This window comes from Janthinobacterium sp. PSPC1-1 (assembly GCF_049897625.1).
Classification (GTDB): Bacteria; Pseudomonadota; Gammaproteobacteria; order Burkholderiales; family Burkholderiaceae_D; genus Janthinobacterium; species Janthinobacterium tructae.
Genome location: NZ_JAFCWP010000002.1, coordinates 97,321 through 124,127, shown reverse-complemented (window position 1 = coordinate 124,127; position 26,807 = coordinate 97,321). Strand labels below are relative to the sequence as shown.

At 62.4% G+C, this 26,807-nt stretch carries 25 protein-coding genes; 14 read left to right on the top strand and 11 right to left on the bottom strand.

Annotated elements, in window-relative coordinates:
- Positions 1 to 12: 12 nt before the first annotated feature.
- From ACP7EG_RS08070 to ACP7EG_RS08055, 4 genes are all read right to left on the bottom strand, one after another.
- Entirely contained in the window at positions 13 to 279 is a 267-nt protein-coding gene (locus ACP7EG_RS08070; RefSeq protein WP_034752637.1) for a YfhL family 4Fe-4S dicluster ferredoxin, read from the bottom strand.
- Positions 280 to 293: 14 nt separating this feature from the next.
- A complete protein-coding gene (gene coaD, locus ACP7EG_RS08065) occupies positions 294 to 791 on the bottom strand; it encodes a pantetheine-phosphate adenylyltransferase (RefSeq protein ID WP_034752633.1) in 498 nt (165 codons plus the stop codon).
- A gap of 100 nt (positions 792 to 891) precedes the next feature.
- Positions 892 to 1,551, bottom strand: a complete 660-nt coding sequence (gene rsmD / locus ACP7EG_RS08060) for a 16S rRNA (guanine(966)-N(2))-methyltransferase RsmD (RefSeq protein ID WP_289950393.1) — start codon at positions 1,549 to 1,551, stop codon at positions 892 to 894.
- 69 nt (positions 1,552 to 1,620) lie between these two features.
- Positions 1,621 to 2,526, bottom strand: a complete 906-nt coding sequence (locus ACP7EG_RS08055) for a DUF6279 family lipoprotein (RefSeq protein ID WP_426087235.1) — start codon at positions 2,524 to 2,526, stop codon at positions 1,621 to 1,623.
- Between the two features lie 25 nt (positions 2,527 to 2,551).
- On the opposite strand from ACP7EG_RS08055, the gene glmU reads away from it, so the two are divergent.
- On the top strand, positions 2,552 to 3,928 hold the full coding sequence (gene glmU, locus ACP7EG_RS08050; RefSeq protein ID WP_426087234.1) for a bifunctional UDP-N-acetylglucosamine diphosphorylase/glucosamine-1-phosphate N-acetyltransferase GlmU: 1,377 nt from the start codon (positions 2,552 to 2,554) through the stop codon (positions 3,926 to 3,928).
- A 573-nt stretch (positions 3,929 to 4,501) separates the two neighbouring features.
- On the opposite strand, the gene ACP7EG_RS08045 is transcribed toward glmU, so the two are convergent.
- Positions 4,502 to 6,535: a 7TM-DISM domain-containing protein gene (locus tag ACP7EG_RS08045; RefSeq protein ID WP_426087233.1), complete on the bottom strand. Its 2,034-nt coding sequence runs from the start codon at positions 6,533 to 6,535 to the stop codon at positions 4,502 to 4,504.
- Between the two features lie 53 nt (positions 6,536 to 6,588).
- On the opposite strand from ACP7EG_RS08045, the gene ACP7EG_RS08040 reads away from it, so the two are divergent.
- On the top strand, positions 6,589 to 7,290 hold the full coding sequence (locus ACP7EG_RS08040) for a response regulator transcription factor (protein ID WP_426087232.1): 702 nt from the start codon (positions 6,589 to 6,591) through the stop codon (positions 7,288 to 7,290).
- Positions 7,291 to 7,596: 306 nt separating this feature from the next.
- Here ACP7EG_RS08040 and ACP7EG_RS08035 read toward each other — a convergent pair whose 3' ends face one another.
- Positions 7,597 to 8,070 carry an Lrp/AsnC family transcriptional regulator gene (locus ACP7EG_RS08035; RefSeq protein ID WP_426087231.1) on the bottom strand — a complete coding sequence of 158 codons (474 nt, stop codon included), beginning with the start codon at positions 8,068 to 8,070 and terminating at the stop codon, positions 7,597 to 7,599.
- A 161-nt stretch (positions 8,071 to 8,231) separates the two neighbouring features.
- Here ACP7EG_RS08035 and glmS point away from each other — a divergent pair, with 161 nt between their 5' ends.
- On the top strand, positions 8,232 to 10,061 hold the full coding sequence (gene glmS / locus ACP7EG_RS08030; protein ID WP_426087230.1) for a glutamine--fructose-6-phosphate transaminase (isomerizing): 1,830 nt from the start codon (positions 8,232 to 8,234) through the stop codon (positions 10,059 to 10,061).
- A gap of 205 nt (positions 10,062 to 10,266) precedes the next feature.
- On the opposite strand, the gene ACP7EG_RS08025 is transcribed toward glmS, so the two are convergent.
- Positions 10,267 to 11,166 (bottom strand): LysR family transcriptional regulator, encoded by a 900-nt coding sequence (locus tag ACP7EG_RS08025; protein ID WP_426087229.1) that lies wholly within the window; start codon positions 11,164 to 11,166, stop codon positions 10,267 to 10,269.
- Positions 11,167 to 11,293: 127 nt separating this feature from the next.
- Between ACP7EG_RS08025 and msuE the strand changes: the two genes are divergently transcribed.
- From msuE to ACP7EG_RS08000, 5 genes are all read left to right on the top strand, one after another.
- Positions 11,294 to 11,875, top strand: a complete 582-nt coding sequence (msuE, locus tag ACP7EG_RS08020; RefSeq protein ID WP_426087228.1) for an FMN reductase — start codon at positions 11,294 to 11,296, stop codon at positions 11,873 to 11,875.
- 70 nt (positions 11,876 to 11,945) lie between these two features.
- On the top strand, positions 11,946 to 12,926 hold the full coding sequence (locus ACP7EG_RS08015; RefSeq protein WP_426087630.1) for a DUF1852 domain-containing protein: 981 nt from the start codon (positions 11,946 to 11,948) through the stop codon (positions 12,924 to 12,926).
- Positions 12,927 to 12,950: 24 nt separating this feature from the next.
- A complete protein-coding gene (locus tag ACP7EG_RS08010) occupies positions 12,951 to 13,976 on the top strand; it encodes a methionine synthase (protein ID WP_426087227.1) in 1,026 nt (341 codons plus the stop codon).
- A 253-nt stretch (positions 13,977 to 14,229) separates the two neighbouring features.
- The gene (locus ACP7EG_RS08005; protein WP_426087226.1) at positions 14,230 to 15,123 is read left to right on the top strand and encodes a hypothetical protein; all 894 of its coding nucleotides are present in this window, start codon (positions 14,230 to 14,232) and stop codon (positions 15,121 to 15,123) included.
- A gap of 207 nt (positions 15,124 to 15,330) precedes the next feature.
- Complete coding sequence (locus ACP7EG_RS08000) at positions 15,331 to 17,802, top strand: DUF3772 domain-containing protein (protein WP_426087225.1); 2,472 nt, start codon at positions 15,331 to 15,333, stop codon at positions 17,800 to 17,802.
- Here ACP7EG_RS08000 and ACP7EG_RS07995 read toward each other — a convergent pair.
- Positions 17,799 to 18,287 (bottom strand): DUF2938 domain-containing protein, encoded by a 489-nt coding sequence (locus ACP7EG_RS07995; protein ID WP_426087224.1) that lies wholly within the window; start codon positions 18,285 to 18,287, stop codon positions 17,799 to 17,801. The genes ACP7EG_RS08000 and ACP7EG_RS07995 overlap by 4 nt on opposite strands.
- 63 nt (positions 18,288 to 18,350) lie before the next feature.
- Between ACP7EG_RS07995 and ACP7EG_RS07990 the strand changes: the two genes are divergently transcribed.
- From ACP7EG_RS07990 to ACP7EG_RS07975, 4 genes are all read left to right on the top strand, one after another.
- Positions 18,351 to 18,995 (top strand): ArsR/SmtB family transcription factor, encoded by a 645-nt coding sequence (locus ACP7EG_RS07990; protein ID WP_426087223.1) that lies wholly within the window; start codon positions 18,351 to 18,353, stop codon positions 18,993 to 18,995.
- A complete protein-coding gene (locus ACP7EG_RS07985) occupies positions 18,995 to 19,507 on the top strand; it encodes a ClbS/DfsB family four-helix bundle protein (protein ID WP_426087222.1) in 513 nt (170 codons plus the stop codon). The genes ACP7EG_RS07990 and ACP7EG_RS07985 overlap by 1 nt, the downstream gene beginning before the upstream one ends.
- A 94-nt stretch (positions 19,508 to 19,601) precedes the next feature.
- Positions 19,602 to 21,317, top strand: coding sequence for an NAD+ synthase (locus ACP7EG_RS07980; protein WP_426087221.1), 1,716 nt, complete (start codon positions 19,602 to 19,604; stop codon positions 21,315 to 21,317).
- Positions 21,314 to 22,378 carry a bifunctional nicotinamide-nucleotide adenylyltransferase/Nudix hydroxylase gene (locus tag ACP7EG_RS07975; RefSeq protein WP_426087220.1) on the top strand — a complete coding sequence of 355 codons (1,065 nt, stop codon included), beginning with the start codon at positions 21,314 to 21,316 and terminating at the stop codon, positions 22,376 to 22,378. Before ACP7EG_RS07980 ends, ACP7EG_RS07975 begins: the two co-directional genes overlap by 4 nt.
- Before the next feature lie 34 nt (positions 22,379 to 22,412).
- Here ACP7EG_RS07975 and ACP7EG_RS07970 read toward each other — a convergent pair whose 3' ends face one another.
- Together ACP7EG_RS07970 and ACP7EG_RS07965 are read right to left on the bottom strand one after the other, a co-directional pair.
- The gene (locus ACP7EG_RS07970) at positions 22,413 to 23,243 is read right to left on the bottom strand and encodes a hypothetical protein (protein WP_426087219.1); all 831 of its coding nucleotides are present in this window, start codon (positions 23,241 to 23,243) and stop codon (positions 22,413 to 22,415) included.
- A 115-nt stretch (positions 23,244 to 23,358) separates the two neighbouring features.
- The gene (locus ACP7EG_RS07965; protein WP_426087218.1) at positions 23,359 to 24,261 is read right to left on the bottom strand and encodes a LysR family transcriptional regulator; all 903 of its coding nucleotides are present in this window, start codon (positions 24,259 to 24,261) and stop codon (positions 23,359 to 23,361) included.
- 127 nt (positions 24,262 to 24,388) lie between these two features.
- On the opposite strand from ACP7EG_RS07965, the gene ACP7EG_RS07960 reads away from it, so the two are divergent.
- Both ACP7EG_RS07960 and ACP7EG_RS07955 read left to right on the top strand, forming a co-directional pair.
- Positions 24,389 to 25,810 carry an MFS transporter gene (locus ACP7EG_RS07960; protein WP_426087217.1) on the top strand — a complete coding sequence of 474 codons (1,422 nt, stop codon included), beginning with the start codon at positions 24,389 to 24,391 and terminating at the stop codon, positions 25,808 to 25,810.
- Positions 25,807 to 26,205: a DUF4440 domain-containing protein gene (locus ACP7EG_RS07955; RefSeq protein WP_426087216.1), complete on the top strand. Its 399-nt coding sequence runs from the start codon at positions 25,807 to 25,809 to the stop codon at positions 26,203 to 26,205. The genes ACP7EG_RS07960 and ACP7EG_RS07955 overlap by 4 nt, the downstream gene beginning before the upstream one ends.
- Position 26,206: 1 nt before the next feature.
- Here ACP7EG_RS07955 and ACP7EG_RS07950 read toward each other — a convergent pair whose 3' ends face one another.
- Entirely contained in the window at positions 26,207 to 26,782 is a 576-nt protein-coding gene (locus tag ACP7EG_RS07950) for a DUF1349 domain-containing protein (protein WP_426087215.1), read from the bottom strand.
- Positions 26,783 to 26,807: the final 25 nt, after the last annotated feature.

Sequence of the window (26,807 nt, the reverse complement as noted above, 5' to 3'; positions counted from 1 at the left end):
CGGGAGAAAGGCTTAGGTTTTTGCCGCGGGTAATTCCGCCTGCAGGCGTTCGTACTTGGCCATCAGTTGTTCCGGGCTTTCGCGCCAGGCGGGATTGAAGGGGATGCAACTGACGGGGCACACTTGCTGGCATTGCGGCTCGTCAAAGTGACCCACGCATTCGGTGCACTTGTTGGGATCGATTTCATAGATTTCCGCGCCCATGTAGATCGCGTCATTCGGGCATTCGGGCTCGCAAATGTCGCAATTGATGCATTCGTCGGTGATCAGTAATGCCATGATTTCACTCTTACTTATTGCGATGATGCAGCATTGGCGGCAATCTTGTTTTGCAGCCAGCGGTTCACCGAGGGGAAGACAAACTTGGAGACGTCGCCGCCCAGTGCCGCGATTTCGCGCACGATGGTGCCCGAAATGAACTGGTACTGGTCGGACGGTGTCAGGAACATGGTTTCGACATCGGGCAGCAGGTAGCGGTTCATGCCCGCCATCTGGAATTCGTATTCGAAGTCGGAGACGGCGCGCAAGCCGCGCACGATAACCCGCGCTTCATGCTTGCGCACGAAATCCTTGAGCAAGCCGGAAAAGCTTTCCACTTGCACATTCGGATAGTGACCGAGGACTTCGTTGGCGATTTCCAGGCGTTCGTCGAGCGAGAAAAACGGTTGCTTGTTCTTGCTGTCGGCCACACCGACGATCAGCTTGTCAAACAGACCCGATGCGCGGCGCACCAAATCTTCATGACCGCGCGTGAGCGGATCGAATGTTCCTGGATAAACGGCTACAACCATTGCGGCTCCCTGATGATGCACCAATATAGACGCGCATTATGCCTGAATTTGGTGCCGCGCCTCGGGCCAGGGAGCCTTTTTGCCTCATTTATAGGCAGATTCAGGCAGTTGCCGGCACTTTGTTGTAAGTTAGCAAATGATAATAAACGGTGCCTGCCTTGTCGGCACGGATGACTTCCCACGGCGCCATCCACTCGGGTTTGTCCAGTTCGCTGCTCTCGTCGAAGACCAGCGGCAAGCCCGATTCCGCATAGACCATGCCGCCTTCCTTGAGCAGGTTGGCGCACAAGGGCAGCACTTTCGCCAGGAAATCCTGCTGGTACGGCGGGTCGAGGAAGATCAGGTCGAAACGCTGGCCGCGCGATGCCAGGCCTTGCGCCGTCAGCAACGCGTCGCCGCGCAGCAGTTGCACATTCTCGGCGCGCAATTTCGCCTTGTTTTCTTCCAGCTGGCGGATCACGGGCGTGTGTGTGTCGACCATGGTGACGGACGCCGCACCACGGCTGGCCGCCTCGAAGCCCAGTGCGCCGCTGCCGGCGAACAGGTCCAGCACCTGGGCGTTGGCCCAGTCGCCGTCGCGCAAGTGGTTGATCCAGTTGAATACGGTTTCACGTACGCGGTCCGGTGTCGGGCGAAGGCCCAGTGCCTGCAAAACAGGCAGCACGGAACGCTTCCACTGGCCGCCGATGATGCGCACCTGGTTCGGTGGCGGCGCGTGGTGGACGGGGACTTTGGCGGGTTTTTTAATCTTTTTTTGCATGGGGATTTCTTCAATTCGGTGGCGGCCACTATAGCATATGGCCCCACCTCCCCTGCTGGCGCTGCCTGTCTATTTGGGTTGCGCGGCCAGGGAATTGAAATCGTCAATCCAGCCCTGCATGCGCTTGACGGCGTGGGCTTTTTGCGCCGGCGTGGCGATCTTGATCACCGTCAAGACCATCTGTGCCGTGCTGCTTTCGTAGGCATCGAAGAAGGCCTTGCGCTCGGAATGTTCCAGGCGCTCGAAACTGTCCTTGATCAACGTCGTGATCAAGGCTGCGGCCGCTTCCTTGCCGAGTTTTTCCTGGTGGACTTTCTTGACCAGGTTCAACACATTCTGCTGGCGCCGCATGCGTTCGTCGAGCCAGATCTCATTGTTCAGCGGACGCGCGTCGGACGCCTTGCGGATGATCGCTTCCTGCTCGCTGCTGAAGCTGCCGAACCACAGTTCGAATTGCTCCATGGCTTTCTTGTAGCGCAGTTTCTGGCGCTTCTCCTGGTCGCCGCTCAGGTATTTCTTGCGGTAATCGTCATTGTTCGACTTGAACTTCTTTTCCATCTGCGCGATTTGCTCGGGCTTGAGCGAGCGCGCCAGGTCGGCCAGTTCGGGCGCCGCCTTCAGCAGCAGCGCCTGGGTGCGTTGCTTGATCTCGCCGTAGTCGGCCATCAGATCCGCCTGCGTGATATTGCCTTGCAACTGTTTCTGGCCCGTGCGCAGGATGTCCACGTAATCCTTCAATTGCGTCTTGCGATGCCAGTCGAACAGCTTGTCGATATCGTCGCGCACCCAGCCCTTCTGGTCGCGGTCCAGGTCGACATACGCGTTCAGCCACCAGTACAGCACGGTATCGCCATTGTTGTAGGCCAGGCGCAAGCCGCTGCAGCCGGCCATGACGACGAGCATGAGGGCCAGCACGGCATACGTAAAACGCCCAAAGGGCATGGAAGACGGGGCCTGCGTGTTAAACTTTTTCATATTCTTAACTTATAAAAGACGGTCTATGAACGTTGTCATTCTCGCTGCCGGTATGGGCAAACGCATGCAGTCGGCACTGCCCAAGGTATTGCACCCGTTGGCGGGCAAGCCGCTGTTGTCGCACGTCATCGACACGGCGCGCGGCCTGGCGCCGTCCCGATTATGCGTGATTTACGGGCATGGGGGCGCCGCCGTGCTGAAGTTGCTCGACGGCTACAAGGCCAGCCATGCCCTGACGATCGACGCCGCCGAGCAAACGCAGCAGCTGGGCACCGGCCATGCGGTGCAGCAAGCGGTGTCCTTGCTCGATGACAGCGTGCCGACCCTGATCCTGTACGGCGACGTGCCGCTGACCAGCGCCGCCTCCCTGCAGCAACTGGTGCAGGCGGCCGGCAACGACAAGCTGGCCATCTTGACCGTGGAACAGGACGATCCGTTTGGCCTGGGCCGCATCGTGCGCGAGCACGGCGCCATCGTGCGCATCGTCGAGGAAAAGGATGCCACGCCAGAACAGCGCGCCATCCGCGAAATCAACAGCGGCATCATGGTCGCGCCCACCGTGCAGCTCAAACAATGGTTGTCGGCCTTGTCGAATGACAATGCGCAGGGGGAATACTATCTGACCGATATCGTCGCCCAGGCCGTCGCCGATGGCGTGGCCGTCACCTCGGCCCACCCGGCTGCCGTGTGGGAAGTGGCGGGCGTCAACAGTAAGGTGCAACTGGCGCAGCTGGAACGCATCCACCAGAACAATATCGCGCAAGCGCTGCTCGAGCGTGGCGTGACCCTGCTGGACCCGGCCCGCATCGACGTGCGCGGCGAACTCATTTGCGGCCGCGATGTCACCATCGACGTCGGCTGCGTGTTCGAAGGCAGAGTCGAACTGGGCGACGGCGTGCGCGTGGGCGCCAGCAACGTCATCATCAACGCCACGGTGGCCGCTGGCGCGCACATCAAGCCGTTCTGCCATATCGAGGACGCCGTCGTTGGCGCCGCCTCCATCATCGGCCCCTACGCGCGGCTGCGCCCGGGCACGGTCCTGGCGGAAGACGTGCATATCGGTAACTTCGTCGAAGTGAAAAACAGCCAGATCGCCGCGCACAGCAAGGCCAACCACCTGGCCTACATCGGCGACGCCACCATCGGCTCGAAGGTCAACATCGGCGCCGGCACGATTACCTGCAACTACGATGGCGTGAACAAGTTCCGCACGGTGATTGAAGACGACGCTTTTATCGGCAGCGACAGCCAGCTGATCGCGCCCGTCACCGTCGGCAAGGGCGCCACCCTGGGCGCCGGCACGACCTTGTCGAAAGATGCGCCGGCCGGCAAGCTGACGGTCTCGCGCGCGCGGCAAGTGACCATCGACGGCTGGACGCGCCCCGTGAAAATCAAGAAGTAAGCGCCACGTTCAGTTTTGCACACAGGCAGGCCTCGCGGCCTGCTTTTTTATTTGTGGATAACTATGTGGGTAAGCTGCTGCACAAGTAGCGGATAAGTCTGTGTGCAAACCCGTGCATAAGCTGTTGACAAGTTTCTTCCTTACACCTGGCATGCGCCTGTCGTCCCCTTTTCCTTCGATTGCCGCTCGCCGTCAGCAGCGTCGCGGCGCTTATCCCCGCATTGTGGATAAGTCTGTGCGTAAGGCTGCGGATAAGCGTTGGATAGTCTGGGTACAAGTGGGGATAACTGTCTTTTTGCCACCGGCTTGCCTATTGGTGCTGTGGGTAAGCCTGTGGAAAAGCGCGTGAATAGGCGGTGCATAGCATGTGTGCAAGTACTGCCGTCGATCAGGGCAGGCCTGGCGACATAGGCACGGGCGTTCCACTGCTGCCCGCCCAGTTCACGCCTGGCCCGGCACCGCGATACACGGCGTTGCGCTGTTCCAGGTTTTGCAGGCGCAGCAGAAGGGAAGAATGTAAAGTTGGGCAAACCTGAGCGATTCCCGACTGATTCAGTCGGGAATGCGGAGCCATCAGGCGGGCAGGCGCAGGGCGAAGCTGATGGTGCCGTTGTTGCCGGCACTGTCGAGGGTGACTTGGCCGCCGTGCAATTCGGCGATGCGCTGTACCAGGTACAGGCCCAATCCTGCACCAGGCTTGTGCTGGGCGATGCGGCCACGGAAGTATTTCTGGAACAGGCGCGGGATTTCATCGGCAGGCAGGGGCTCGCCCGCATTGCTGACGACAATTTGCACGCGGCCGTCATCGAGCGTGGCGGCTTGCACGCGAATCGCCTGGGTCTGCGGTGCATGCCTGTCAGCATTGCTGAGCAGGTTGCGCAGGGCCACGCGCAGCAGGCTGGCATCGGCCACGACGCTGTCGGGCAGCGCCTGCACGCTGGCATCGATGCGGCCATCGGGCCATTCGGCCAGCACGGCGTGCAGCAGGGCGCGCAAGTCGCATGGCTGGGGACGGAACGTCGCCGCGCTCGTTTCCATGCGGTCGGCGCTCAGGTATTCATCCACCAGCGCCGTCATGCGGCCGCTCGCTTCGCGCAGGTTCTGGCAGCGCTGCAGGGTTTTTTCCCGTGGCGCCTCCGTGTTGCGGGCAATCTGCTGGGCCGTGGTGTTGATGATGGCCAGCGGCGTGTGAAATTCATGCGACACCATGGCAACGAAATCCTGCTGTTCTTCGCGCGTACGGGTTTCCACTTCCAGGGCGGCACGCAATTCGCCTTCGAGTGCGGCGCGCCGGCCGATTTCCTGTTGCAGCGCCAGCGTGCGCCGCGCCACCTGCTCTTCCAGGCGTTCATTCAGGGCGCGCACGGCACGCACTGCCTCGGCCTGTGCCCTGTCCTTGGCGCGGCGCAATTCCGCGTAGCGGCGGTTGAGGCGCAGGCTCATCAGCATCATGTGGACAAAGGCGCCCAGGGTGGCCGCATGGTTGGTCCAGAAATTGGGCGGCACGATGGCCATATTGCGCAGGAAACTGATCACCACGCCCGCGTAAAAGATGCCGAAGATAAACAGAAAGGCATGCGCCGGGCGATGGCCGCGCAGCGCCAGCCAGCTGGCCAGGCCGATGAACAGCACGATCAGCGGCAAGGCCGTCATTTGCACCACCAGCACGCCTGCAGCATAGTCGCCGCGCAGCACCAGCAGCGCCCCGAACAGGGCGGCGGCGGCCGTGATGCCCACCACGGTACGGCTGAAACGGGGATACAGCGTGGGCAGCTCCAGCTGCAAGGTGGAAAAACGCGCGCCGACGGCAATCGACATGGCCATCGATACGCCCAGCATGGGGTCGGACAAGCCGTTCGGCATGGCGAAGATCTGCTGGGGAATGGCGATCGTCAGCGCTTCCGTGGTGGCATTCGTCAACACATACAGCAGGTACCAGCCGCTGTGGGCTTCGCGTGTCATGCGCCAGAAAAAGATATGGAACAGGATCAGCAGCAAATAACTGCCAAACTGCAAGCCGTAATACAGGTATTCGCGGCGCGAGGACGCGTCGAAGCTGGCGCTGGGCAACAACGTCAGCTCCGTCGACATGGCTTTTTTGGTGTGCAGGCGCACCAGCCAGCGCTGTGGCTGATCCGCTTGCAGCTGCACGGGAAATACCACCTGGCGCGCATCGATGGGCCAGGCCTCGCGGATCACGTCGGCGCCCGCCTCTTGCCGCAGCCAGTGTCCGGCCTGATCCTGGCGATACAGGCGCACGTCATCGAGTACGGCGTTGCTAAAACGCAACACCCATTCATCGGGCGACCGCGCCGCGCGCGTCACCTCCAGGCGCAGCCAGATAGCATCCTGCGTGTAGCCGGCACTGACGGCGCCAGGTAGGGGCCGCCAGCCTGGCGCGGCCAGTGCGGTCTCCGGACCCAGCTGGCCGGAGGTGTCGCGCAGCATCTGCATGTGGCCGTTGGCCGACACGGGCTGCCCGCTGGCCGGCAGCGTCAGTGGCACCGATACGGGCGCGGCCGCCCCGGTCAGCGCTTGCAGGGTGGCGAAGAACAGGACAATGGCGAACAGGATTTTCATGGCGCAGGAGCTTACCATGTGGGGCATGACGCCCCTGCGGCTTGCTTCCCGGCAGCATGACGATCGGTTATCCTTGCGCCATGTTGAACCTCATTTTGCTTGAAGACGAAGCCGTGCTGCGGCAGGAATTGACCGAATTCCTCTGTGACTGCGGTTACCGCGTGACCGCCGTCGCCGACCTGGCCGCGTTTCACGCCTGTTACACACCGGCGCTGCACCGCATCGCCGTCATCGACCTGGGCTTGCCCGATGGCGACGGCATGCTGCTGGTGCGCGCCTTGCGGGCGCAGGGTCAGCCCATCGGTATCGTCGTGTTTACGGCGCGCGGCACGACGCGGGACAAGGTGAACGGCCTGGGCGGCGGCGCCGACTATTACCTGCCCAAGAGCGCCGACCTGGATGAACTGGCGGCCACCCTGAGCGCGCTGGCGCGGCGCCTGGGCGAACCGGCCGCTGCTGCCATCGCGGCACCCGTCACGGCCTGGGTGCTGGAAGTGGGGCCGCGTCGCCTGCTGCCGCCTGGTGGCGACGCCATTGCGCTGTCGCAACAGGATGTGACGGTGCTGCACGTCCTGATGGCCGAACCGGAGCGTATCGTCAGCCGCCAGCAGATCGTCCAGTCGCTGGGCGAGAATTTCCTCTGCTATGACCAGCGCCGCCTGGACACCCAGATCAGCCGTTTGCGCCGCAAGGCCGAGCAGGCCACCGGCATGACCTTGCCCATCAATACCGCCCGCAATGCCGGTTACCGGTTTTATGCCGACGCGCAAGTGCGTCCCTGATGTTCCCTCTGCGTGCGGCTGTGGATAAACCTGTCGATAAGTGGTGCAAAAGCCTGTTGGCAAGCTGTGTGAAAGCGGTGCAAAAGTCACCGTGGCAATGCCTGGCTCGTGGGTATGAATGAGTGGCAACACGCTTGCCGGGGCATGGCCTCGTCCAGTCTGAAGATTGCTGGAGAAAAATCGTCCTGCCATCGCTCATGGAGCCTGGCCTGCTTGTGTATAAGCCTGTGCAAAAGTGCCGTATAAGCGGTGCGCAAGACGCGTATAAGCATGTGGGCAAGCGGTGGATAATCGGCGCATGGCAAATCAGACGGCGATGCGTGTCTCGAACTTGCTGCGAAACGTGGAAAAATAGCTTTTCACGTTGCGCACATTGGCGTGCGCGGCAAACAGGCGGTGCGCCAGCGCATGATACGCGGGCATGTCGGCCACTTGCACCATCAGCACGAAGTCGGGTCCGGGCGAGACGCGGTAGCATTGCAGAATGGCGGGCTCGTCCGCCACGACTTGCTCGAATTCCGCCATGCGTTCCGCCGCCTGCACGTCGAGCGTGATTTCCACGATGGCCGTCAGGCGCGCGCCCACCAGCTGCGGCGCGACGATGGCCACTTGCCGCTCGATGACGCCGCTTTCCCGTAAATGCTTGACGCGCCGCAAACAGGTGGGCGCCGAGACATGCACCGCTTGCGCCAGTTCACTGTTGGTTTGCGATGCATCAATTTGCAAGGCGTTCAGGATGCGACGATCAATCTCGTCGAGAGTAATGTTGTGTTCGCTCATGATTTTGATGAATTAGAGAATAAATACAGTTTAAATGAAATAATATTTCACCGCAAAATAGCCGTGAAATATTCAGTCAAAAATACACGTATTTAGAAAGCATATTTCATACGCTCTGCATTAGCATGCGTGCATTGATGAATTTTTAGACAGAGGTTTCCATGTGCGGCATCGTCGGCGCGGTAGCGCAACGTAATATCACTCCCATCCTGCTCGAAGGCTTGAAGCGCCTGGAATACCGTGGCTACGATTCCTGCGGTATCGCCCTGCACGCCGATGGCCGTTTGCAGCGTTCGCGCTCCACCTCGCGCGTGGCCGAGCTGGAAAAGCAGATCGCCGAAGAGGGCTTGAGCGGTTTTACGGGCATCGCCCACACGCGCTGGGCCACGCATGGCGCCCCTGTCTCCTTCAATGCCCACCCGCATTTTTCCCCAACGGAAGAGAACGCCCGCGTGGCGCTGGTGCATAACGGCATCATCGAAAACCACGATGAGCTGCGCGCCGAACTGACGGCCCTCGGCTACGTCTTCCAAAGCCAGACGGATACGGAAGTGATCGCCCACCTGGTCGAGCACATGTACAACGGCGACCTGTTCGACACCGTGCAGCAGGCCGTGAAACGCCTGGACGGCGCGTACGCGATCGCCGTCTTCTGCCGCGACGAGCCGCACCGCGTGGTGGCCGCGCGCCAGGGCTCGCCCCTGATCGTCGGCCTGGGCAATGGCGAAAACTTTGTCGCTTCCGACGCCATGGCGCTGGCCGGCACGACCGACCAGATCATCTACCTGGAAGAAGGCGACGTGGTCGACCTGCAATTGTCGCGCTGCTGGATCGTCGATGTCGATGGCAAGTCCGTCGAGCGCGAAGTGAAAACCGTGCATGCGCACACGGGTGCGGCCGAGCTGGGCCCGTACCGCCACTACATGCAGAAGGAAATTTTTGAACAGCCGCGCGCCATCGGCGACACGCTCGAAGGCGTGACGGGCATCATGCCGGAATTGTTCGGCGACAAGGCCTATGCCATCTTCAAGCAGATCGACCGCGTGCTGATCCTCGCCTGCGGCACCAGCTCGTATGCGGGCATGACGGCCAAGTACTGGATCGAAGCGATTGCGAAAGTGCCCGTCAGCGTGGAAGTGGCCAGCGAATACCGCTACCGCGACAGCGTGCCGCACCCGAACACGCTGGTGGTGACGATTTCGCAAAGCGGCGAAACGGCCGATACCCTGGCCGCCCTGAAACATGCGCGCAGCCTGGGCATGCATCACACCTTGACCATCTGCAACGTGGCCACCAGCGCCATGGTGCGCGAATGTGCACTGGCCTACATCACGCGCGCCGGCGTGGAAGTGGGCGTGGCGTCCACCAAGGCGTTTACGACGCAGTTGGCGGCACTGTTCCTGCTGACCCTGTGCCTGGCGCAAGTCAATGGCCGCCTGACGGAAGAACAGGAAGCGGCGCACCTGAAAGCCATGCGCCACCTGCCCGTCGCCATCGCGTCCGTGCTGGCGCTGGAACCGCAGATCATCGCCTGGTCCGAGGAATTCGCGCGCAAGGAAAACGCCCTCTTCCTGGGCCGCGGCATGCATTACCCGATCGCCCTGGAAGGCGCGTTAAAACTGAAGGAAATCTCGTATATCCACGCCGAAGCGTATCCGGCCGGCGAACTGAAGCACGGCCCGCTGGCGCTTGTGACGAATGAAATGCCGGTCGTCACCATCGCGCCGAACGACGCGCTGATCGAAAAGCTCAAATCGAACATGCAGGAAGTGCGCGCCCGTGGCGGCCAGCTGTACGTCTTTGCCGACGTGGATTCCCGCATCAGCTCCGGCGAAGGCCTGCACGTGATCCGCCTGCCCGAGCACTACGGCGATTTGTCGCCGATCCTGCACGTGGTGGCGCTGCAATTGCTGGCGTACCACACGGCACTGGCGCGCGGCACGGATGTCGACAAGCCGCGTAATCTGGCGAAGTCGGTGACGGTGGAGTAAGCCTCACATGGGAGGACACCAGGATTGAAAATCCTGGTGCCGGTGCTTCGATTGCGCCCCGGGCCAGCAAGAATAAACGCCACCTCCGGGTGGCGTTGTCGTTTCCGGGACACGTAGTCCTTCTGCCCGGTCTATCTCCGGTGCTGTCACTGCAGGCATCAGGGTTCGCAGGGCAGTGCCAGGTAACGCGAGGTTGGCAAGGCGCTTAGCTTTCTTGCGCGCTGGCCGGCTGGCGCGCCAGCTCGATGAAGGCCCGCACGTAGTCGATGGCGGTGTCCGTCTCGCGTGCCCCAAGGAAGATCTGCTTGGCGATGCCGCGCTCACCCAGCCGCACCGGCACCACGTCCATCTTGGCTGCGTATTCTTCGACCAGCCAGCGCGGCAGGGCGGCCACGCCGCGGCCGCTGGCCACCATCTGCAGCATGATATCGGTCGTTTCGATGGCTTTGTGGCGCTTGGGCGTGACACCGGCCGGCAAGAGGAACTGGTTGTAGATGTCCAGGCGCTCGATGTCCACGGGGTAGCTGATGAGCACTTCCTGGGTCAGCTGCTGCGGCTTCACATACGCCGCCGACGCCAGGGCATGCCCCTTGGCCACGACCAGCACCTGCTCGTAGTCGAACACGGGTTCGAATGTCAGCCCCGGCTTGTACAGCGGGTCGGGCGTGACCAGCAGGTCGATCTCGTAGCCGAACAGCGCGCCGATCCCGCCGAACTGGAACTTCTGCTTGACGTCCACATCCACATCGGGCCATGCGGCCAGATAGGGCGACACCACTTTGAGCAGCCACTGGTAGCAAGGGTGGCATTCCATGCCGATGCGCAACGCACCGCGCTCGCCCTGCGCGAATTGCCCCAGGCGCTCTTCGGCCAGGTCCAGTTGCGGCAGCACCCGGTTCGCCACCGCCAGCAGATACTGGCCGGCCTGCGTCAGGCGCAGGTTGCGCCCTTCGCGCAGCCAGACGTCGGTGCCCAGTTGCTGCTCCAGCTTCTTCATGCTGTGGCTCAGGGCCGACTGGGTCAGGTGCAGCACGCCTGCGGCGGCCGTCAACGAGCCTTGTTTTTCGACCTGCTGGACGATGCTGAGGTGGATGCGTTCAAGCATTGAGATGAGCCATGTTCATGGATGTATGAAATAAGACCATTATACTTCATGGGTTTCCGCCGCTATCATCCATCCTCTTGCTGTTGGCATTCTTCGCCCTCGCGCATCACTCCCTATGAAAGCAAACATGACACGTCCCCTGCGTCTAGTAGCGGTTTCCGGCGGGCTGCAACGTCCTTCCAAGGCGGCAGCCCTGGCAGAGCACCTGATGGACCTGATCGCCGATGAAGTGCTGTGCGAACAGCGCCTGGTCGAACTGGGCCAGCTCGCACCGCAGCTCGCCGGCGCGACCTGGCGCTCCCACCTGCCCGAGACGGTGGAGCGGGAACTTGCGGCGGTCGAGCAAGCCGACATCCTGGTGGTGGCAACACCGGTCTTCCGCGGCGCCTACACGGGACTGTTCAAGCACTTCTTCGACTTCATTCATCAGGATGCCTTGATCGACAAGCCCGTCTTGCTGGCGGCCACCGGCGGCAGCGAGCGCCATGCCCTGATGATCGACCACCAGTTGCGGCCGCTGTTCAGCTTTTTCCAGGCGCGCACCTTGCCGCTGGGCGTCTACGCGACCGACCAGGATTTCCTCGACTACCGTCCGCACAACGAAGCCCTGATCCAGCGGGCGACACTGGCGGTCCAACGGGCATTGCCCTTGATCGGCCTGACGCGCCATGCGCAATCTGCCACCGCTGAAGAGCTGGTCGCAGCCTGATACGCATCCGCACGCTCACCAAGCAATCAACACATTCATCTTTTCGCAGCAATCAGGACACCAGATCACCATGAGCCAAGATTTTGTATTCAGCATCAAGAGCATTGTTTTCGATGAAAACTATCACCCATCGGACAATACGCGCCTGACAACCAACTTTGCCAATCTGGCCAGGGGAGAGCGTCGCCAGGAGAACTTGCGCAACACCCTGAAAATGATAGCCAATCGCTTCAACAACCTGGCGCATTGGGACAACCCGAAGGCAGACCGCTACTCAGTTGAGCTTGAAATCATTTCCGTAGAATTAAATATTGCTGTCGCAGGGGGCAACATCCCATTGATCGAGATATTGAAGCCGAATATCCTCGATAAAAAAACCGGAGAGCGCATCGACGGCATTGCCGGCAATAACTTCTCCTCCTACGTGCGCGATTACGACTTCAGCGTGCTGCTGGCAGAGCACAACAATAATAAATCTGCATTCAGTGCACCCGATGATTTTGGCGACTTTCATGGCAAGCTGTTCAAACACTTTGTCAATTCAACTACTTACAAAGCGCACTTCAGCAAGCCGCCGGTGATCTGCCTCAGCGCCTCGAGCAGCAAGATCTATCAGCGCACTGAAAACCAGCATCCCATCCTGGGTGTCGAGTATCAACAAAATGAGTTCTCCTCGACGGATGCATATTTCGAGAAAATGGGGATGCAGGTGCGCTATTTCATGCCGCCAAACAGTGCGGCACCGCTGGCATTTTATTTTATCGGCGACCTGCTGGGCGACTACACCAATCTTGAGCTGATCGGCACCATCAGCACGATGGAAACGTTCCAAAAGATCTACCGGCCCGAAATTTACAATGCCAATTCCGCAGCGGGGAAATGCTATCAGCCCAGCCTGAAGAATCAGGATTATTCATTGACGCAAATTGTCTATGACCGGGAAGAGCGCAGCCAGCTGGCTGTCAAGCAGGGCAAATATACGGAAGAGCACTTCATCAAGCCCTACAAGCATATTCTTGAACAATGGGCTGCGACCACGCTCTCTGCTTAATCAACATACACGACATTACTGATCATGAAAAAATTATTGCCTACATCCACTGCCGGCAGCTTGCCCAAACCTTCCTGGCTGGCGCAGCCTGAAAAACTCTGGTCGCCGTGGAAATTACAGGACGAGGAATTGATTGAGGGCAAACAAGATGCGTTACGTTTGTCCCTGCAGGAACAGCAGCAGGCAGGCATCGATATCGTCAGCGATGGCGAGCAAACCCGCCAGCATTTCGTCACCACGTTTATCGAGCATCTGAGCGGCGTTGATTTTGACAAGCGCGAGACCGTCAGAATTCGTGACCGCTACGATGCGAGCGTGCCGACCGTCGTGGGCGCCGTGAGCCGCACCAAGCCGGTTTTTGTGGAAGACGCCAAATTCTTACGCCAGCAAACCACGCAGCCGATCAAATGGGCCCTGCCGGGTCCCATGACGATGATCGATACGCTGTATGACAGCCACTATAAAAGCCGCGAAAAACTGGCCTGGGAATTCGCCAAGATCCTCAATCAGGAAGCCAGGGAACTGGAGGCGGCTGGCGTCGACATCATCCAGTTTGACGAACCCGCATTCAATGTTTTCTTTGATGAGGTCAATGATTGGGGGATTGCCACGCTGGAAAGGGCAATCGAGGGGCTCAAGTGCGAAACGGCTGTGCACATTTGCTATGGCTACGGCATCAAGGCCAATACCGACTGGAAAAATACGCTGGGCTCCGAGTGGCGCCAATATGAAGAATCGTTCCCCAAGCTGCAGCAATCGAATATCGACATCATCTCGCTGGAATGCCACAACTCGCGTGTCCCGATCGACCTGATTGAACTCATTCGTGGCAAAAAAGTGATGGTCGGCGCCATCGACGTGGCATCCAATACCATTGAAACGCCGGAGGAAGTGGCCGACACCCTGCGCAAAGCGCTGCGGTTTGTCGATGCCGACAAGCTCTACCCGAGCACCAACTGCGGCATGGCGCCCTTGTCGCGTCAGGTGGCAAGAGGCAAACTGTATGCGCTCAGCGCCGGCGCAGCAATCATCCGCAGAGAACTCTCCTAGCAGACGGGTGAAATATCGATGCGGTCGAACAGCTCGATGCCGTCCGATGCCGTCTTCCTGTGGCGCGCCGATGCGCCGCAGTTCTTCGGCCAGGCGCGGGAGCTGGTGCCTTCGCCATTCGCAGCTTGTACCGGCGGATTGTGGTCCTTGGTTGAAAGAATATGGGCGCAGCAATTAATCTTTCAGGTAAACATAAAATTGAATTTTAAGCGGTTAATTTCAATCTTGTGTTCATCAATAAACTGGGGCCGGCATGCCCCCGTCGCGCTATTCTGAAATTGCTCCCACTGTGCCGGCGCGAACGCTGGCCTGGAAGAAATGGAAAATCTTATTGTATTTGCAAAATATCTTACAATCTGAGGATGTCCGCCAGACCTGCCGCGGTTTTTCATCTTATGTCCCTGCTCCATCTTCCATGCACATGACTGCCTGCCTTGCGCCTCTTCTTGTCGCCACACTGTCTGCGCCGCTGGCGCTCGCAGAAACCAGTACCCAGGTCTATCTGGACAACGGTGAGCTCAATTATGTCGGCAGCATCTCGGTTGAGGCGAATCAGCGTGCGCTGGCGCTGTTCGCTTCCGAGGAAACCAAGCCGCGCGTGCTGGCCATCCGCAGCAAGGGCGGCCCGACGGATGCCGGCATGGCGTTGGGCACATGGGTGCGGGCGCGGGCATTGACGGTCAAGGTGCTCGAGTATTGTTTTTCCTCGTGCGCCAACTACGTTTTTACCGCCGCACCCCGCAAGATCGTCAGCAACTTTGCCGTGGTCGGCTATCACGGCGGCCTCAGTAGCGCCACGTTCGCCGTCGATGAGCAGCAGGAAGCCATGCTGGCGGCCCTGCCGGCAGCCGAGCGGCAAGCCATGCGTCAGCAGTTGCAGGTGGAGATACAAACATGGCTGGCTTCCCAGCGGGAGGCCGAACGCCAGTATTTTGCGCAGATAGGTGTCCAGCAGCGCATCACGACCATGGGCCAGACGCCCGAACTGGCACGCCACTTCGATGCCGACAGCAAGGTGATCGGGTGGACCTTTTCCGCTGACGACTTCGCCAAGTTGGGCGTGACGGACATCACCGTCATCAATCCGCCGTGGCAGCCGCGTTTTATTGCTTCCGATAAGCAAGTGCATCAAATCAAACTGCCGTAGCGCCGGTGCCATGCGCGCGCTTGGCCATCATTCTTGCCGCACGAAAATTTCCGCCATCTATCGCTGGAGTGCGCTAGGCTGTCGCTGTTTGCCGTACAGTTAAGCAACTCCCGTAACACCCATCGCCCGCCGCTGCTCTTTGCCGCAGCGCCTGCTGGCGCGATGCTGTCTCGCTTTCACCCGTATTGACCTGGCCGATAGGACCGCATGATTTCATTCCGTACCTCCCATTTTTCTTCCCCGCGCCAGCCCTGGCGCGGCTGGCTATTGCCGCTGCTATTGACCCTGCTGCTGGCGTGCTCGCTGGCCGCGCCACCGGCCTGGTCGCAGCCCGTCGATGATGCCGCCACTGCCGATCAGCGCCTCGATGGCTTGCGCAAGCAAATCACGACCATCCAGAAGGCGCTCGATGGCGATGCCGATCTCGATGACGCGACTCTGTCGCAGATGCGTGCCGATGCGCTGGCGGCCAGCGCCGAGGCGGACAAGGTGGCCGATGCGCTCGCGCCTACCCTGTCGAGCGTGCAGGCGCGGCTGGCCGAACTGGGCAAGCCGGCGGCGGGCACGAAAGAGGCCCCTGACGTGGCGGCGCAGCGCAGCCAGCTGGACCGCACCAGCAGCGCGCTCGATGCGCAAGTGAAGCTGGCGCGCTTGCTGGCCGTGGAAGCGACGCAGGCGTCCGAGCAGGTGTCGACGGCGCGCCGCGCGCAGCTGCAGGCGCGCTTGGGCGAGCGCACGGCGTCCATCCTGGCCGGTTCCTTCTGGAAACAGCTGCATGCCGAATTGCCGCAGAATCTGCAACGCCTGCGGGCGCTGGAGCTGGAGTTGGCCAACGCCGCACGCGCCACGCCGTGGTCGGCCTGGGGCGGCTTGCTGGCCGGTATCGTGGCCGTGATCGGCGCCAGCGTCTGGGTGTCGCGCTATCTGCTGGTGATCACGGCCACCCGCGTGCCACATGGCCGCTTGCGCCGCTCCTTGCATGCGCTGGCCGTGCTGGTGCTGGCGGCGGCCACGCCGGGCCTGGTGGCCGAATTGCTGGCCATGGGCTTGCGCTGGGATGGCGGCCTGTCTGAAAAAACTTCGACTTTCCTCAGCAGCTTGATCGGCATCATCTGTTTTGCCGGTTTTACGGCGGGCCTGGGCCACGCACTGCTGTCGCCCTGGCGCGTGTCGTGGCGCTTGCTGCCCCTGCCCGACGCGCTGGCGCACCGCTTGCGCCATTTTCCATCGACGTTTGCCTTCATCGTGGTGCTCGTATGGGCCACGGAACGCGTCACCATCGTCATCAATGCGGGCCTGTCGACGGCCGTGGCCGTCAATTGCATCGTCGCCCTGGTGATGAGCACGACCATCGCCTATGGCTTGATGCGCGCCGAGCGCTGCTGGCGCTTGTTGCGCGAGGCCGATCCCGCCACCCTGGTCACGCCGCTGTGGCTGCGTTGCGTCACGGTGCTGCTGTGGCTGGCGCTGGCGTCGAGCGTCATCAGTTTGCTGGTCGGCTATGTGGCCTTCGGCAGTTTTATTGCCAAGCAAATCGCCTGGGTCATCGTGGTGGTGGGCAGCACCTATCTGCTGACGGTGCTGGTCGACGATATCTGCATGCTGCTGGCCTCCACGCCGCCGCCGCCGGACGTCGTCAATCCCGTGCTGGCCACGCCCAAGGCGCGCGACCAGGCGGCCGTGCTGCTGTCGGGCATCGGCCGCGCCATCGTCGTGCTGCTGGCCCTGATGCTGCTGCTGGCGCCGTTCGGTGAAGGTCCGGGCGAGCTGTTCCAGCGCGTGGGCAAGCTGCAGGATGGCCTGGCCATCGGCGAGGTGGCGATCCGCCCTGCCGCGCTGATCCAGGCCCTGCTGGTGCTGGTCGTCGGCTTTGTGGCGCTGGGCCTGTTCAAGCGCTGGCTGCAAAACAGTTATTTGCCGACTACCAATCTCGATACGGGCATGCAAGTGTCGTTCATTACCCTGTTTGGCTATATCGGCGGGGTGCTGGCCGTGGCGCTGGCCCTGTCGGCGGCCGGCATCGGCCTGGAACGCATCGCGTGGGTGGCGTCGGCCTTGTCGGTGGGTATCGGTTTCGGCTTGCAGGCGGTGGTGCAGAACTTTGTGTCCGGCCTGATTTTATTGGCCGAGCGTCCTGTGAAAGTGGGCGACTGGGTCTCGCTCGGTGGCGTGGAGGGCGACATTCGCCGCATCAATGTGCGCGCCACAGAAATTCAACTGGGCGACCGTTCCACGGTGATCGTGCCGAACTCGGAATTCATTACCAAGACGGTGCGCAACGTCACCTTGGCCAATCCGCTGGGCCTGGTGCAGGTCAAGCTGCCGCTGCCGCTGGGTACGGATGCGCAAGCGGCGCGCGCGCTGATCCTGTCCACCTTTGTCGACAATCCCGACGTGCTCGACACGCCGGCGCCCAGCGTGCAGCTCGACGGTATCGACAACGGCCTGTTGCTGTTCAACGCTACCGGCTATGCCTCGTCGCCGCGCCTGACGTCGGGCATCCGCAGCGCCCTGCTGTTCGAGCTGCTCAAGCGCCTGGACGAGGCGCATATCGCGATTGCCAAGCCCAGCACGATGGTGCTGAGCACCGTGCCGGCGCAGCCGGAAACGCCGGCCATCTCGGCGGCGGTACCCGCACCGACGGTGGCACCCGCACCCGTGCCGCCAATGACGTCTTAACGCACCGTCGACCACAGCAGCGCCGCCAGGTACAGGCCGATGCCGAACGCCGTGTGGGCCATCAGGCTGCGCAGGCGGGCGGCGCTCGGATGCGGCGTCTTGCTGGCGGCCAGGCCGGCGCCCATGCCTGGCTGCAAGATGCAAAACGGCGCGGCCACGCTCACCAGGCCCGCCAGCAGCGCTGGCGCGAACGTCGGCTGGCGCACCCACTCCTGCCCCACCAGCGCCAGCAGCACGGCCGCAAACAGCACGCCGATCACGTAATGGGCGGTCCAGCCCAGGATGGCTTCATCGCGCACGGGCGCCGCCTGGGCGATGTTGGCATGCGTCAAGGTACCGCGCGGTAAATGGCCCAGCCAGCGTCCCACCATCGCCAAGTTCAGCGAGGGGATGCACCAGAAGCGCTTCAAGGCCACCGCCCACACATCCATCACCGCCGTCGCGCCCACGCCGATCGCCAGCGCATCGAGCCAGAGTATTTGCATTGCTGTCACCTTATAACATTCAATTTGTTGATTGAATGTTATAAGGGTGCTAGCATCGTGTCAATGAAAAATGCTGATATTGAATTGCTCACCGGTTCCGCCGCGTTTGGCCATATTTTAGGCAGTGCGCCGCGTCTGCACCTGCTCGGGCAGATCGCGCAGGGAGAATTTGCGGTGGAGCAGTTGGTGGAGTTGACGGGCCTGTCCGTGGCGAATACCTCCCAGCATTTGCAGCAGCTGCGGCGCGCCGGCTTCGTGCAGGCACGGCGCGACGGCAAGCGCGTGCTGTACCGGCTCGGTAGCGGCCCCATCGTGCAGCTGCTGGCCGCGCTGGAGCTGTATGCGCAGCATCAGCGCAGCGAGTTGCAGGCGCTGAGCCGGGGCGACCACGTGGAAGCGATCACGGGCGACGAGTTGCTGGCGCGCTTGCAGGAAGCCAGCATCACCGTGCTCGACGTGAGGCCCGCGCAGGAATTTTCCGCCGGCCACTTGCCCGGCGCGATCAATATTCCCTTTGAAGACTTGCAGCGTCGCCTCGGCGAATTGCCCGCGAACGCAGAAATCGCCGCCTACTGCCGCGGCCCGTATTGCGTGTTGTCCGTGCAGGCCGTGGCGGCCCTGCGCCAGCACGGCTTGCATGCGCGCCGTCTGGGCAGCGGTTACGACGACTGGCAGGCGGCCGGCTTGCCTGTCGTGAAGGCGGCGTGATGGCGATCCCGAACAGCAAGCAGGAACTGGTCGACGCCATCAACACCACGTACGCCAAGCTGGCGCAGGAACTGGCGCGCGTGCCACCGGCCTTGGCGCGCGATCCCGTGCTGGAAGGACAAGTGAAGGGCACGCGCATGAGCGTGTGCGATCTGCTTGCCTATCTGGTGGGGTGGAACGAGCTGGTCTTGCATTGGCACGCGCAGCTGCGCGACGGCAAACGCATCGAGGACATCGCTTTTCCCGCCGAAGGTTTCACGTGGAACGCTCTGGGCGCCCTGGCGCAGCGCTTCTATGCGGACTATGCTGAACTGGACATGCACGACTTGCTGCAGCGCCTGGAGCAGGCGAAAGACCAGTTGCTGGCGCTGATCGACGCGCATGACGATGCGCAATTGTATGGCCAGCCCTGGTACACGCATTACACGATGGGGCGCATGATCCAGTTCAATACATCGTCGCCGTATGCGAATGCGCGCACGCGCTTGCGAGCCTGGCTCAAGACCTTGTAGGGGCTGGATCGGCACTTGCACGATTGCATCAGTACCTTCAGAAACGTTTTCAGGCAGGATAGTGGTTTCAAGCGGAACCAATTGAAGGATCACCATGCTGACCATCGCCCTCGCCCAGATGAATCCCACCGTGGGCGACTTCGACGCCAATGTCGCCGCCATCACTGCGCGCATGCAGCGCGCCAGCAGCGATAGCGCCGATCTGCTGGTGTGTCCCGAACTGTCGCTGTGCGCGTATTACCCGGGCGACCTGTTCGAGGACGCCGCCTTCCTGCGCGCCATGCAGCAGGCGCTGAATAAGTTGCTGGAAGCGTCCACGCGCTGGCCGGAACTGGTCACCGTCATCGGCACGGCGCGGCCCAACCCCGGCGTCGGCAAGCCCCTGTATAACGCCCTGCTGGCCATCCGTGACGGGCGCATCGTCGCCGAGTACTACAAGCAGTTGCTGCCCACGTACGGCATCTTCGACGAGGGCCGCCATTTCGAGCCGGGTCCACCCGGCGCCTGCACCCTCACTATCGCCGGCTGTAAAGTCGGCTTCATGATTTGCGAGGATGGCTGGAACGACGATGGCCGCGCCTACGCCGTCAACCCTTTCGAGGCCCTGCATGCGGCGCGGCCCGACCTGATCGTCAGCATCAACGCCAGCCCGTCCGACATCGGCAAGCGCGCGCAGCGCCACGCCGTGTTTGGTGCCGCCTGTGCGCGCGTCAATCTGCCCCTGCTGTTCGTCAACCAGGTGGGGGGCCAGGATCAACTCGTGTTCGACGGCGCCTCGTTCGCCCTCTCGCCCAGCCTGGGAGTGCAGTTCGAGGCGGCCCGCTTCGTCGAGGATTTTCAATTGCTGCGCTTTGCCGCTGGCCGTTTTAGCCGTACCGATGGCGCGGCGTTTCCCGTACCGGACCCGGACGGCATCCCCGCCGTGGAGTTTGCGCGGCGCCAGATCGTGCTCGGTTTGCGCGACTACGCGCGCCGCTGCCGTTTTACGAAAGTCGTCGTCGGCTGCTCGGGCGGCATCGATTCGGCGCTGACCCTGGCCCTGGCCGTCGAGGCGCTCGGCGCGGACAACGTGGCGGCCATCACCATGCCGTCCGTGTTTTCCAGTGCCGGCTCCGTCACCGATTCCGTCGCCCTGTGCGCCAATCTGGGCATCGCGCTGACCACGCATGCTATCCGCGACATCGTGGCGCAGTACGAGGCCGGCTATGCGGCCGCGTTTGACGGCAAGCTGCAGGGACTGCCGCTGGAAAACCTGCAGGCGCGTGTGCGCGGCACGATCCTGATGGAATATTCGAATGCGTTTGGCGCCCTGCTGCTCACCACCGGCAACAAGAGTGAAATCTCGGTGGGCTACTGCACCCTGTACGGCGACACGAATGGGGGATTGGGACTGATCGGCGACCTGTATAAAACCGAGGTGTTCGCCCTGTCGCGCCACATCAACACCAGCGCCGGGCGCGCACTGATCCCCGCCGCCGTGCTGGAGAAACCCCCGTCGGCGGAACTGGCGCCGGGTCAGCGCGACACCGACAGCTTGCCGCCGTACCCCGTGCTCGATGAAATCTTGAAGTGGCATATCGAGGGACGGCGTTTGCCGGCGCAGGAAAGCGCGCAAGCACTGACCCTGGTCGACCAGCTGCGCGAGACGGACGAGGGGCGCGCGCTGGTGACGCGCATCCTCGGCATGGTCGCCCACAACGAATATAAACGGCGCCAGGCGGCGCCCATCATCCGCGTGCGTTCGCGCGCCTTTGGCAGCGGGCGCCAATTGCCGATCGCCGCCCACTACCCCACCGGAGACGACGCATGACCCTCGCCTATCCCGCCTATCCCGCCGATGCGGCCATCCTGATCGGCCGCTTCCAGCCTTTTCACAATGGCCATGCCGGCTTGCTGCAGACGGCGTTGACGACCGCTGCCCAGGTGGTGGTGGTGCTCGGCTCCGCCTTCCATGCGCGCAGCCCGAAGAATCCGTTTACGTGGCAGGAACGGGCCGCCATGATCGCCGCGACGTTACCCGAGGCGCAGCGCGCGCGCGTGCATTACGTGGCCGTGCGCGATTACTACGACGATGGCCTGTGGGCCGACGCCGTGCGGCGCGCCGTGGCGGGCGCCTTGCCCGCAGCGCAGCGCGTCACCCTGGTGGCCTGCTTCAAGGACGCCACCAGTTACTACCTGCACCACTTCCCGCACTGGCAGTTACTCAACCTGGAGATCGATGCGGGTGCGCCCATCGGCGCGACGGCGATTCGCAACGTGCTGTTCGAGGCCGAGGACGTGGATGTGTCGCTGAGCGCCGTGGCGCAGCTGCTGCCGGCGGCCATCGGCCAATATGTCAAAGCATGGACTTTGCTGCCGTGGTACGCGCCGCTGGTGCAGGAATACCGCGCCATCGAAGCGTACAAGGCGCGCTGGCGCACGGCGCCGTATGCGCCCATCTTTTGCACCGTGGACGCGCTGGTGCAGACGGGCGGCCACGTTTTACTCGTGCGCCGTGGCGGCTATCCGGGCAAGGGTTTGTGGGCCTTGCCCGGCGGCTTCCTGGAGCCGCGCGAACGCCTGCTGCAGGGCGCCCTGCGCGAACTGGCGGAAGAAACCCAGCTGGGCGTGCTGGCGCCCACCCTCGTCGAGGCACTGGTTGGCGTGGCCGTGTTCGACCACCCGGACCGCAGCCAGCGCGGGCGCACCATCACGCATGCGCACTATTTTGACTTGAAAACGCGCCAGCTGCCGGAAGTGACGGCGGCCGACGATGCGGCGCTGGCCGAATGGGTGCCCGTGGCCTCGCTGCCGGCCATGGAAGAGCAATTCTTCGAAGACCACTTTCATATCCTGAACCATTTCCTGCAACTGACGCACGAGGGGCGCTGAAGGACCGGGGGAAGCCCGCAGCGCCCTCCGGCGCTCAGGAGGTCACGCGCTCCCAGCCATGCTTGACGGCCGCCTTGAAGTCGTCCCACGCCGACTGCGGATACGTGTGTTCCCAGTTGCTGCGCAGTTCAGGCTCGACCTGCTCCCAGCTTTGCCCCCGGTAGCTGGCGCTGCCCGCCATCGAATGGCCATAGCGGTAGGCGGGATCGTAGTTGTCGAAGCGCGCGCCGGTGGCGACATAGGTGACGCTCCAGTGGCTGCGGTAGTACTGCTCGTCGTCGTCGCTGGTGCCGGGCAGGTTCTCGGCGCCGGGATAGCGGCGCACGTTGGTGCCCGTGCCGGAAGGCGGCGGCGACGCCATGTCGCTGGCAAACTGCTGCGACCTTGCCGCCTCGTTCACATTGCCGGCGGACGTGCCTTGCTGCGATGGCGCGCTGGACTGCATGCTGGCGCCCTGGCGCGTCGCACTGTCGTTGTGCGGTGCGCCTTGCCAGCCGCCGGCGCGCCAGTTGTCGGCGTGCGCATCGATGTCGAGCGGTGCGTAGCGCTCGACGAGGTCGGTGGCGCGCTGGATATCGGCGTCGCTCGCCCCTTCCAGTGTCAGCACGACATGCCCGCGCCGCACGGCTTCCGCATAGATGTGGCGGTCGGCGTGGCTGCCGAACAGATCCGTAAAGAAATGCTTGACGCTGTCGAGCAGGCTGTCGCTGTCGTCGCGGCGGATGTTTTCCGTGGCGGACATATCTTCACTGCCCGCATCGTGCAGGCGGATGCTGGCGCCGGGGAAGCCTGCCGTGATCAGGTCGTGCCGGGCGCGCTCGGCCATGTCGCGCAGGGCGAAAACTGCTGCTAATGTATGTGCCATGATGGTCTCCAATCGGTGAACAACGTCCTTCCAGTGTAGGCCGTGTCAAGCGAAAGGGGCGCCCGTTTGCCCCCTGGAAATCGTTGTGTTCAACAAATATTGACGAAGTGAAATCTCAGTCCGGCGTACCGACGAACGCGCGCAAAAAGTCGATAAAGGCGCGCACCTTTTCCGCAATGTGCTGGGTGTTCGGATACACGGCATACACGCCCTGCTGCGGGAATACGACGTCGGGCAGCAGGCGGCGCAGGCGTCCCGCGCGCACTTCCCCTTCCACCAGCCACTGCGGCAGCAGGGCCACGCCGCAGCCGCCCAGGGCAAAGCCCAGCAGGGCCGAGGCGGAGTCGGAATGGATGGCGGCGTCGTCCTGCGCGGCGAAGGCGGCGGCGCCGTCCGGCGTCTGCACCTCCCAGCGCAGCGGGGTGCTGAGCCGGCTGTGCGCCAGCCAGCGCGCGCGCTGCAAGTCGGGCAAGCTGGCGATGTCCCTGGCGGGCAGGCTGGCCAGGTAGGCGGGTGAGGCGACGGGCCAGATCGCGTACGGCTCGATCAGCGCGGCGCGGTAGCTCGAATCGTTGAGTGAACCCATGCGGATGGCCAGGTCATAGCGGCCCGAGATCAGGTCTTCATGCGACGACGACGAGGAATGCTGGATCTGCAGTTGCGGATGGGCGGCGGCAAAGGCGATCAGCGCGGGGATCACCGTGCGGCCGCCGTATTCGACGGTGGTGGTCAGGCGCAGGGTGCCGCGCAAGCCCTGCTGGCCCTGGCGCGCCGTTTCGATGGCGCCGTGCGCTTCGCTCAGCACGCGCTGGCAATCTTCGTAAAAGCGCCGTCCCACGTCGGTCAGCGCCAGGCTGCGCGTGCTGCGCGTGAGCAGCGACACACCCAGCTCCGCCTCCAGCTGTTTCAAGTTAAAACTGACGACGGCCTTGCTCTGGCCCAGCACGGCGGCGGCCGCCGTCAGCGAGCCGGCGTCGACGATGGCGATGAAAATACCCAAGCGGTCAAGACTGATCATAAATAAGAATGAGGAGGCATGCGGGTTGTAGAGGTTTGTCAAAATTTCTTTGACAGTGTAATCGGGGCTGGCCCGTTACGCAAATGACGATGGGCGCTTAAGCTGGCCGTTTGCCATTCGGAGCACCATGGACTATCGCAAAAAAGTCGCGGCCATCTATCTGCTGGGGTTTTTCGTTGACCTGATCAACATGTTCATCACCAGCGTCGCCTACCCCGACATCGGCCATGCCCTGCACGCTTCGGTGGCGCAGCTGGCCTGGATCAGCACCGGCTACATTCTCGGCCTGACCATCGTCATCCCCGCCAGCGCCTGGCTTGCTGCCTATTATGGCAGCAAAACTGTGTTTATGGCATCGTTGCTAACTTTTTTATGCGCCAGCATCGGCGCCGGCCTGGCGCCCTCGATCGAGGCGCTGATTGCCTGGCGCTGCGTGCAGGGCTTGGGTGGTGGCTTGCTCATTCCGCTGGGCCAAAGCATGACTTACCAGTTATACAAACCTGCCGAGCGCCCCGGTCTCTCGTCCGTCATCATGCTGGTGGGCTTGCTGGCGCCCGCCTTGTCGCCCGCGCTGGGCGGCGTCATCGTCGATAGTCTTTCCTGGCGCTGGATTTTCTACCTGAACGTGCCATTCGCCGCGCTGGCGCTGCTGCTGGCCGCCTGCTGGCTGCGTCCCGATCCGCCGCGCGCGCAAGTGCCCCGGCTCGACACGGGCGGCTTGCTGGCGGGCAGCACAGCCATCCTTTTGCTGTTGCTGGGCTTGACCATGCTGGGCACACCGGGCGAGCTGGCTGCTGGCGCCGGCGTGCTGGCGCTGGGCGCCGCCTGCGCCTGGGGCTACGTGCGCGGCGCGCTGCGCAAAGCCACGCCGCTGCTGAACCTGCGCCTGGCCACCGAACCGCTGCTGCGCATTGCCATGCTCATGTATCTGCTGGTGCCGGGCGTCTTCATGGGCGTGAGCCTGCTGGCCATGCTGTACCTGCAGGGTGTGCTGGGCATGCCGGCGTCCACGGCGGGCGCGCTGATGCTGCCGTGGGCGCTGGCCTCGTTTGCGGCCATTTCACTGACCGGCAAAAGCTATCGTCGCGTGGGTCCGCAACCGCTGTTCATTGCCGGTGCGCTGCTGCAGGCGGCGGGCATGCTGATGCTGCTGCGCGTGGATGCGGCGGGCCAGTTATTCTGGCTGGCCAGCGCGTATGCCGTGATGGGTTTTGGCGGCGGCTTGTGCAGCAGCACGGCGCAAAGTACGGCGTTTTTGCGCACGCCGGACGGGCAATTGAGCCAGGCCAGCGCCGTGTGGAATATCAACCGCCAGCTGGGCTTTTGCCTGGGCGTGGCACTGCTCAGCGTACTGCTGAATGGCTTGCTGGCGGCGCAGGGCATTGCATCGCTGGACGACCCCGCCCAGCACGCGCGCGCGGTGCAGGTTTTTCACTGGTGTTTTGCCCTCGCTGCAGCCTCGTGCGTTCTGCCTCTGGCATTGTGCGCGCGCATCGATAACCGCGCAGTTCTCGACCTTTTACATCACCATGGAGCAAGCAAAAAATGAACGACACGAACCCCTGTTTTGACGACGTTTTATCCACGCACGCGCTGATCCGCGACTGGCTTTCTGGCGAGGCGGCGGCACCAGCACATTGCGCCCAATTGCTGGCGCGTTTTTCACCCGCTTTCACGATGGTGGCGCCCGGTGGCAAGCAGCTCGATCACGCCGGCTTGACGGCGTTTTTCCGCGCCGCCGGCGGTAGCCGTCCGGGTTTGCAGATGCGACTTTCCGACCTCGTTGTAATCCAGGACAGCGCGGCCGGCGCCACCGTGTCCTACCGCGAATACCAGTCGCTGCCGGGCGGAGAAAACACCGAGCGCCTGTCGACCGTCGTGTATGACAAAACACCCACTGGCGCCCTGCTTTGGCGCCATCTGCACGAAACGTGGGTGGCTTAATTTAACTCAAATCATGCAAGTCTTTTTGCTGCGCCGGAGCGATGGAAAACTGCGAAAAAACCACTTCCAGGCCACCACGTTCCGGCGTACAGCACATGGGGCCGACCAGGTAGCGCGATGCCGTGGGAAACGGCGCCAGGCGCAGCAGCGGCCAGCGCCGGCCATCGGTCGAATACTGCACCCGGATCACGCCTTGCGCCACCGTCACGCGCAACCAGAAACCGTCCGGCATGGCGGGAGCGCTGCTGACGGCCCAATCCGATTTTTCCAGGGTCAATACCGTACTCAATAGCAGCTGGCCGTCGGAAAATTCGACACCGCATTTGATCCAGTTTTGTTCGTCGATGCGCACCATCATGCCGGCCTGGTCATACAGCGCAGAGTACTGCGCCGCCACGTGCAGCTGCGCCTTGAAATCGCCGGCGATTTCCGTGCCGAAAAAGTGGCCGCTGTCGCGGATAAAACCATACGATGTCTTGCGCCAGAAATCCGTCTGCGCATCCGTCGTCACGCGTAGGTGCGCGCCGTCGTCGGACCAGTTTTCCGGTGGATTCAGCCAGCTGCCTTGTGTGAACATCGCGCCCCTTTCCGAGCTAAAAAGA